An 8,137-nucleotide genomic window follows, 5' to 3' on the forward strand; every position below is an offset into this window, starting at 1 on the left:
TAGATAGATGTATGTCGATCTATGAAAGATTCAGCAAGCCGGCGGATGATTCAGCTTCGTCGGGTCATGAGGCGAGCCGAAAGCGACTTCAGCACACTGTCGACGAGTCCCGGGTTCGTCGAGACAAACGCATGCTGCGCCTCCCGCCGTACCACCAGCAGACCAGCGTCGTTCAGGATCTTGAGGTGATGCGAGATCGTCGGCTGTGAGAGAAGGAACCGCTTGCCGATTTGGCCACAGGAGAGCTCGCCCGCGTCGGCCACTTCCTGGACCATTCGAAGGCGTTTTGGCTCGGCCAGGGCCTTCAGGACCCGGAGCAGTGCCTCGTCGTCCACGATGAGCCCCCAGAGATCTCCACACCGTTGAGATGGCGATGAACGTCGAGGTGATTCAGAAGTTCCGCCGTAGGATCAGCTCGGTCTCGAGACGGATGTTGTCCTCGACGCTCAGGACTACGGCCACTCGGGGAACGCGGAGGCCGAAGTCCGCAAAGCGGAAGGCCGTCCACGCCTGGACGCTGACATCCTGGCCAGTGAAGGTCGCGGTGGCCTCCCAGGTGAATCGTCGGGTGGCTTCACGAACGGTGAGGTCGCCGACGAGCTCGAATAACGGTCCGTCTCCAGGGTGTTACGCCGGATGTAGTTGTCCCGCCGCGCCTCATCGCTTCGCAGCGGGCGGAGATCGACGATAAACCGGGAGTCGCCGCTGACGACGCGGCCCAGGTCCCCCGTCGCGGGGGACGGGCATCCGGACGGTCGGCCAGGCGCGCGCGTGTTCCAGCAAGAAACGTCGCGTTCCCTTTCGAAACCGGCGCCGGGACCCCGTGTTCAGCGGGCGATCCGGTACTCCTTGAGCTTGCGCCAGAGCGTCGTGCGCCCGATACCCAGCGCCGCGGAGGCCCTCGAGTAGTTCCAGCCGCAGCGTTCGAGCGTCTGGATGATGTGCGACTTTTCCACCCCGGCCAGGCTCTGCTGCGGGGGCAGCGTCGGCGCCTGGCCGAGCGCGAGACTGGCGGCGACGTGCGGCGGCAGGTCCTCGATCCCCACGGTGTCGCCGCGGCTCAGGATCGCCGCGCGCTCGATCGCGTTCTCGAGCTCGCGCACGTTGCCCGGCCAGGCGTAGCCCAGCAGGCGATCGAGGGCGTCGGGGCTCAGTCGCAGATCCCGCCCCTGCTTGGCGCCGAGGCGCTCGAGGAAGTGCTCGGCGAGGAGGGGGAGATCCTCCCGGCGCTCGCGCAGCGGCGGTAGAGCGATGGCGATGACGTTCAGCCGGTAGAACAAGTCCTCGCGGAATCCCCCCTGACGGACCATCTGCTCCAAATCGCGGTTGGTCGCGGCCAGCACGCGGGCCTCGACCGTACCGGCCTGGTTCGACCCCACCGGTCGCACCTCCCCGGACTGCAGGGCGCGCAGCAGCTTTACTTGAAGTTGCTGCGGCATCTCGCCGATCTCGTCGAGGAATAGGGTGCCCTGGTGCGCCTCCTCGAAGAGGCCCTTCTTGGCGGCTGATGCCCCCGTGAAGGCCCCCTTGACGTGGCCGAAGAGCTCGGACTCCAGCAGCGCTTCCGGAAGCGCGCCGCAGTTCACCGCCACGAACGGCCCGCGGGCCTGAGGACTCGCATGATGGATGGCCTTGGCGATCAACTCCTTGCCCGTGCCCGACTCGCCTTGGATCAGCACCGTCGCGTCGGTCGGTGCCACCCGGGCGACCAGATCCAGCACTCTCCGCATGACGGCCGAGTGGGCAATGATCCCCGGCAGGCCGAACCGCTCCTCGACTTGGCGGCGCAGGTTCTCGTTCTCGCGCTTGAGGGCCTTCTCCTGCAGGGCCCGGTCGATGCGGTGCAAGAGCTCATCCGGCTCGCGGCCCTTCTCGAAGTAGTCCAGCGCCCCGAGCTGCATGGCCTCCTTGGCCGACTCCCAGCCCGCATACGCGGTGAGCAGGATGATGTCGGCCTCCGGACAGTGCGCCTTGGCTGCGCGCAGCACGTCGAGGCCCGTGCCGTCGGGCATGCGGAGGTCGGTCACGATCAGATCGAACGCCTCATCGGTCAGCGCCTTGGCGGCGGCGGTGAGCCCGTCGGCCTCCCTCACCCGGTGTCCGCGCTTGCGCAGGAGCAGGGCGAGAGTGAGGCGAGCAGACGTCTCGTCATCGACGATGAGGATGCCGGCCATGGTCACGCCGGCGCGATCGGCAGCGCGATCGTGAACCGCGTGCCGCCTCCCGGGAAGGATTCCAGGTCGATCCGCCCGCCGTGAGCGGCGACGATCCGCTGCGCGATGGTGAGGCCAAGCCCGGTGCCGCCGGACTTCTTCGAGTAGAACGGCTCGAACACGCGCCCCTGCTCCTCGCCGGCAATGCCCCGTCCGCTGTCCGAGACCACGATGAGCACCTGACCGTTCCGACGAGCGACTTCGAGGGAAAGCCTCCCGCAGCCCCCCATCGCCTCCACGCCGTTGAGGGCGATGTTCCACAACACTTGCGTGAGCTGGTCCGGGTCGAAGGCGAAGGTCGGCACGGACGCATCCACGCGTACGGCCAGCTCGACCTGACTGGCCCGGGCCGGGTCATCACGGATGAGCGCGGCCACGTGCTCCACGACTTCGCGGATGTCGCCCGGCCGCCGGCGGGACGCGCCGGGGCGCGCGAAGACCAGGAAGTCGGAGAGGATGCGATTCAGGCGCCGCGCCTCCCGCCGCACGGCGTCGAGCGTGCTCGCGCGTTCTTCAACCGTCAGCGCTTCGGCGCTGTCGAACAGTGTGGTGGCGTTGACGATGGCCGCGAGGGGGTTGCGGATCTCGTGGGCGACACCGGCCGCCAGCTCGCCGGCGGCAGCCAGATGCTCGGCCGCGGTCACCCGCTCGCGCAACCGCTCCTGCTCCGTCATGTCGGCCACGAGCTCGAGGAGCAGCGTCTCGCCGTTCGGCTGGTGCACCGAGGAACAGCTCAGCAGGAACCGTCGCCCGTTCACGCCGGCGATCTCCAGGCGAACCGGCCCCTCCATGGTCTCCCGCCGCTCCATCGGGCAGCCGGGACACGGCTGGCCGTCGGCAGTCAACACTTCGTAGCACCGCCGGCCGCGCAGCGGCCCGAACTGGCTGAGCATCCACCGATTGGCGTGGCGGACCGTGAAGTCACCCCCGACCAGCTCGAGCCCTTCGCGCAGCCCGTCGACCAGCCGCTCGTTGAACTCCTTCAGCGAGCGCATCTCGGCGCGCGCGCGGTCGAGGACCATGATGATGATGGCGAACGTTGCCAGGAAATAGAACATGAGAAAGGCGCCGTGGACCCCGAGGTAGGCCATTGTCCCCGGCTCGACCGCGACGAGCCGGGTCCCGATGCGGTGCGCGCCCCAGAGGACGAGCACCATCGCCAGGAGCCCCGCGCCGCGGTCGGAGACGGTCCGCGCCAGCCGCGGCCAGAACACGACACCCGCTGCGACCTGGACGAGGCTCAGGATCAGCGCCAGCGGCAGCTCGATGCCGGGCGCCCATGCGTGCGCGACCGTCACGCCGAGCACCGCGACGGCGGCCCCCAGCGTATCGCGACGCCGTACCCGGTAGTCCCAGCGGTAGGCGAGGGCAGCGGCCACCACGCCCGACAGGGCGGCAACGCCCACCCCGCTTATCAGCGGATCCCACGGGACCTCCGCCGGCAGCACGGCCTCCGCGAGCTTCAGGCCTTTGGACAGCGTGAAGAAGCCCCAGGCCCAGAGAAGGTAGAAGAAGAAGCGGCCGCGGTGTGACGAATAGAGGTAGACGAAGATGAGGAACTGGATCGCGAACGCCAGGGTGGAGACAAACGCGAGCATCAGCGGGCCAGTCATTTCCGACTCCTCGGGTATTCTACGCTTACATCAAGAAGCGTGCCGCGCCTCCGGGCGTGCGTTCTCCTTCCTTTCACGGGACCACGCCTGTTCCGACCCGAAACAGCCGTTTCGCTCTGAAACCTCGGGGGACCTCGCAGAGTCATTCGCCCGAATCAGAACAGCGGTGGCTTGTCAGCTGGTGGTGCTCGATGCAGAAGGGCCTCCGGTGGGCTCTTGAGGAAGGCCGGAGGCCCTTCTGCTGTGCTCGAGCGTAGCGACCCCGCGACGGGTGCGTCCCGAGAGATTTACCCGCGCGGCGCCTGAATCTCCTCGATCTTCTCGCCCCGCGGCGCCTGAATCTCCTCGATCTTTTCGCCGCGCTGTGTCTGAATGTCCTCGGTCTTCTCGCCGCGGAGTGACTGAATGTCCTCGGTCTTCTCGCCGCGCGGCGCCTGCACGTCCTCGTACGTGCGAGCAAGGGCCACGGGGGCGGCCACCAGCAGCGTTACCAGAGCGAGCGAACCAACTCGTGTCAGCATTTTCCGATGTCTCCTTTCTTCGTAGTCGGCGAACCGTTTAAACGCACCCTTGAGATGTGCCGTAAGCGCGAAAGGTTTCACGTCGAGCTGCCGTCCACGCGCCGCCGAAGTAGTCGATCACGCGATCGATGCGACGCGCCGGGTCGTTCTTGTAGAGAGGCGGAACCGCCACCGTGGCGGTCCGACCGGTTCGGCGCCGGGGCCGCGGTCCCGCCGGCAGTGTAGCCTGTTCATCGCGCACTGGGATGTCGGCCATGACGCCCGGCGAGAGAATCAAGTTCGGTGCCACGTGTGAAGTATGCGTTCGCGAGCAGTTGCGCTCATTCCTTCCGCGAGCAGGTTCCGAAACGAAACGGCGAATTTTCGCTACGCAACAGTGTTGATGAGCGAGGAGGAGCTCCGGGGCCTCCGGCCGCCGCGGTGGGCGGGGGAAGAACCCCCCGCCCACCGCAACGCTAGGGCGTCTGGATGCTGTTGATCCCCGTCGCCAGCGACGTAAGGTCGTCGGCCCACGCAACGCCGACGCCGCTGAAGGCCACGAGGGCGAGCAGCAGAGCGATACTCAAACGCTTCATATTTTCACCTCCCTCCTCAATCGGTCCATCGTTCGCGGCGTGCTTCCCAAACTCGGCCACGGCAACATGCAAGGGCTCGGCCAGCCCTGGCCTGCGCAACCGGCGCAGCCAAATAGACGCCGGACCAGGCCGAGTCGCTTCATCGGGGAACACGGCGTTCCGTTCTGAATCGCGCCGATGTGCCCGCTTGACAGTGGGCCTTGCCGACATGGCAGCCCTGTCGCCGAAGTAGTCGATGACGCCATCGATGGCCCGCGGCCGGGCCGAAGGCACGGACCTCTGGTCAGCCGGGGCTAGGGAGTCTGGATCGACGCCGTCTGCACCCAGTCGAACGCGAACACGCTCACCCGGTAAGCCGCCGGGCGAGGCGGCGCCGGGACCTCGAAGTACGCGCGCGTGCCCGCGGTCAACTGGCTGCCCAGCCAGCTGACCCGCTGGTCCACGACGTGTCCGGCCGGGTCGAGGGCCTCGACCAGCAGCTGGACCTTCGCCGCGGTGAACCCGCTCTCGTTGCGGATGTAGCCGCCCACGACGGGCCGGCCTGTTTCCTCCCAACTCTCCCAAGAGATGGTGAAGAACCGCTCCCAGCCCAGCACGAGCGGCTCGAGCGAGCGGCTCGTCGCCGCCGGCGGCGACGCCAGTACGAGCCCCAGCGCGAGCACCGCGGTGAGGACCCGCGTCTTCATCGATCGCCACTTCTCCATGCTCATCGTTTCCCCTCTCGGAACGTCGCCTCCGCATGCCCGCCGGCGCGCTCACGGCACGCCGTCATCACTCCTAGAGATGCCCGAACGGGCCCACCGGGTTCGAGTCTTCCGCGCCCACCGCACAGAAGAGATTCAGATCAAACGAGCGGCTGGCGCCGCCGAGGAGCGCCGGATCTCAGAACGGCGGGAGTCGCCTGCTCGAACGTCGCCGGTTCCCGAGGCTCAATCGGCCGGAGCCCCGTCCGGGGCCGTCGGCGCGGTGGTAAACCCTGGATTGTCACGGATGGTCAGCCAGTCGGTACGCGCCTTGTCCCACTCCTGCAGAACGAGGCCATACGATTCGAGCAGCCGGCGGATCCGGGCCGGCTCCCAACCGACGATATCCTCGAGGATGGGGACCAGGACGCTGAGGGCGGTGTCGCTGATGACCGTCCGTTTGGCGATCCGCGTGACGTACTTCGCTTCGGAGACGGCGATCGTCAACCCGTCTCGGTCGTTGACATGCAACATCACGTGGATGTCGGAGCCGCCGTCGCCGACGTAGACGGTCCGGTCGGGACTGATCTGCAGCCTGGCCTCCAGGTCCTCCAGAATGGCAACCTTGCCGTAGCCGGCCGGCACCTTCGTGATCGCGGAGATCTCCCCGGAGGAGGGGTCGAAGTCCAGCTCGGTGCCGTAGATATGGTCGGCGGGAACGATTCCCGCCAGGGCCGACCGGACCACCGCGGCGGGGGCGGCCGAGATCACGTAGAAGGAAAACCGCAACCCTTCGACCCCGTGCTCGAGAAAGTCGACGAAGAGCGGGATGTGCCGCTTGAGCCGCACCCGCTGGCCCGCCTCGACGAGGTGCTGGTGGCGGATGCAGCGCAGTTCGGGGTCGTGGCGGAGCAGGTACGCCAGCTCGGCCCCGGGCTGCGCGAGGTGGATGCCGGAGAGTCCGGCAACCTTCTCCTGGAAGCGGGAGACGTCGATCAACTCGCTCAGCACGACGCCAGAATCGTTGAAGCTCAATGTCTGATCGAAGTCGCAGGCGACGAGATAGTGAGGTGTGACAGCGAGGCCGGCGGGCGCAAGGCTCATGGCCAGACCCCCGCGCACCGGTCTTCCGCGTAGCGGTCTTCAACCTCGCTCCCGCGATCCCCCACGGCGTAGCCACCCGTCTCCAGGGCCGCGACTGCCCGCCGCGGGTCGATGGTCGCGAGCTGGACAATGGCGCGGCGGCGGCCGTCCGGCGGCGTGACCGTGGTCAGCTGCGCGATGGGCACGCCAGCCTCCTCGACGACGCCGATCACGTCGGCGAGCCCGCCCGGGTAGTCGGGCACCGTGACATCGATCCGGCTTGATGGCTCGGCCGCGCGCATCGTCGCCAGGAACGCGTCGAGCACGTCGGCCTCCGTCAGCAGGCCCACGAGGCGACCCGCGTCGGTGACCGCTAAGGCACTGATCCCCTCGACTCGCAGCAGCCGCACGGCATCCTCGAGGGTGCGCGAGGGCTCGACCACGATCACGGGCCGACTCATGATCTCCTTCGCGGTCACGCGATCGAGGAGGCTCGTCACCTCGTGCCGGGCCAGACTCGTGGCCGGTGACGGCAAGGCCCGCGCGAGGTCGCGAGCGGAAACGATGCCGAGCAGCAAGCCGTTGTCCACGACCGGCAGGTGATGGACGCCGTGCTCATGCATCAGGCGCTCGGCCACGGGCACGGTGGTCTGAGACGAGATGGTCACGATCTTTGACTGCATAACGTCGGCGACCCGCATGCTCAGCGGTCCCTCCTTCGCTCGTAGCATTCTCATGAGTGAGATGCGCAGCAGCCACCGTTGGGTTCCGATAAGGCTCCGCGCAATGCCAGAGACATGCCACGGCGAACGCTGATGCTTTCGTGGGCAGTCGATTACGCGTTGCTTACGAAAGCGTCACAGAATCGGTACGCTCGCTCGGTCCTCCGCCGAGCCGTCTTCTCGGTCGCGCTGGGCCGATCGGGTCCGTGCCGGCCGAGAGCCCGGCGCCCTCAAAATACTCGGCCAGACGCTTCCGGAGAAATAGACGCGAGCGGTGCACTCGCGACTTCACGGCCGGCAGGCTGACGCTCAGGACTTCGGAGGTCTCAGGATTCGACAGTCCCTCCAGGTCATGGAGCAGGAACGCGAGGCGGTAATCCGCCGGGAGATCCTCGATGGCCGCGGTCAGCAGAGCGCGCAGCTCCGTCTGCAAGGCTAGCTCCTCCACTTGGGCCGACCAATCTGCCGGCGGCTCGACGTGCCGGCCGTGCTCGTCGAAGGAGGGCGCACGGTCGTCCCACGAGACTTCCCGGCGCGCGTGGCGTCGCTGGCGCAGCGTCTGGTACGCCGCGTTGGTCGTGATCCGATAGAGCCAGCTCCCGAAGGCGGACTCTCCCCTGAAGGTGTCGATCTTCCGCGTCGCGTTCCAGAGCGCGTCCTGCACGACCTCTTGGGCGTCCATCGCGTTCCCCGTGATGTGGATGGCAAGCCGATACAGACGGTCGCT

At 67.4% G+C, this 8,137-nt stretch carries 8 protein-coding genes and 1 pseudogene; all 9 read right to left on the reverse strand.

Annotated elements, in window-relative coordinates:
• Nucleotides 1–50: 50 nt before the first annotated feature.
• A complete protein-coding gene (locus tag VGV13_03750) occupies nucleotides 51–335 on the reverse strand; it encodes a metalloregulator ArsR/SmtB family transcription factor (protein HEV8640193.1) in 285 nt (94 codons plus the stop codon).
• 55 nt (nucleotides 336–390) lie between these two features.
• Nucleotides 391–546, reverse strand: a pseudogene (locus tag VGV13_03755) (YceI family protein).
• A gap of 281 nt (nucleotides 547–827) precedes the next feature.
• Entirely contained in the window at nucleotides 828–2,174 is a 1,347-nt protein-coding gene (locus VGV13_03760) for a sigma-54 dependent transcriptional regulator (GenBank protein ID HEV8640194.1), read from the reverse strand.
• A 2-nt stretch (nucleotides 2,175–2,176) separates the two neighbouring features.
• On the reverse strand, nucleotides 2,177–3,826 hold the full coding sequence (locus tag VGV13_03765; GenBank protein ID HEV8640195.1) for an ATP-binding protein: 1,650 nt from the start codon (nucleotides 3,824–3,826) through the stop codon (nucleotides 2,177–2,179).
• A 287-nt stretch (nucleotides 3,827–4,113) separates the two neighbouring features.
• On the reverse strand, nucleotides 4,114–4,347 hold the full coding sequence (locus tag VGV13_03770; protein HEV8640196.1) for a hypothetical protein: 234 nt from the start codon (nucleotides 4,345–4,347) through the stop codon (nucleotides 4,114–4,116).
• Nucleotides 4,348–5,215: 868 nt separating this feature from the next.
• Complete coding sequence (locus VGV13_03775) at nucleotides 5,216–5,608, reverse strand: FxLYD domain-containing protein (protein HEV8640197.1); 393 nt, start codon at nucleotides 5,606–5,608, stop codon at nucleotides 5,216–5,218.
• Nucleotides 5,609–5,851: 243 nt separating this feature from the next.
• Nucleotides 5,852–6,709 carry an HAD family hydrolase gene (locus tag VGV13_03780; GenBank protein HEV8640198.1) on the reverse strand — a complete coding sequence of 286 codons (858 nt, stop codon included), beginning with the start codon at nucleotides 6,707–6,709 and terminating at the stop codon, nucleotides 5,852–5,854.
• Nucleotides 6,706–7,389, reverse strand: a complete 684-nt coding sequence (locus VGV13_03785) for a CBS and ACT domain-containing protein (protein HEV8640199.1) — start codon at nucleotides 7,387–7,389, stop codon at nucleotides 6,706–6,708. Before VGV13_03785 ends, VGV13_03780 begins: the two co-directional genes overlap by 4 nt.
• A gap of 145 nt (nucleotides 7,390–7,534) precedes the next feature.
• On the reverse strand, nucleotides 7,535–8,137 hold a 603-nt coding region (locus VGV13_03790), incomplete at its 5' end, for an RNA polymerase sigma factor (GenBank protein ID HEV8640200.1).

The sequence above is a fragment of the Candidatus Methylomirabilota bacterium genome (assembly GCA_036001065.1).
In the GTDB taxonomy this organism is placed as follows: Bacteria; Methylomirabilota; Methylomirabilia; order Rokubacteriales; family CSP1-6; genus MNEF01.

What these genes read in the sequence shown, in the direction of transcription:
- VGV13_03765 (HEV8640195.1), bottom strand. Translation starts at nt 3,826, where the DNA reads ATGACTGGCCCGCTGATGCTCGCGTTTGTCTCCACCCTGGCGTTCGCG.
- VGV13_03785 (HEV8640199.1), bottom strand. Translation starts at nt 7,389, where the DNA reads ATGCGGGTCGCCGACGTTATGCAGTCAAAGATCGTGACCATCTCGTCT.
- VGV13_03770 (HEV8640196.1), bottom strand. Translation starts at nt 4,347, where the DNA reads ATGCTGACACGAGTTGGTTCGCTCGCTCTGGTAACGCTGCTGGTGGCC.
- VGV13_03760 (HEV8640194.1), bottom strand. Translation starts at nt 2,174, where the DNA reads ATGGCCGGCATCCTCATCGTCGATGACGAGACGTCTGCTCGCCTCACT.
- VGV13_03780 (HEV8640198.1), bottom strand. Translation starts at nt 6,709, where the DNA reads ATGAGCCTTGCGCCCGCCGGCCTCGCTGTCACACCTCACTATCTCGTC.
- VGV13_03775 (HEV8640197.1), bottom strand. Translation starts at nt 5,608, where the DNA reads ATGAAGACGCGGGTCCTCACCGCGGTGCTCGCGCTGGGGCTCGTACTG.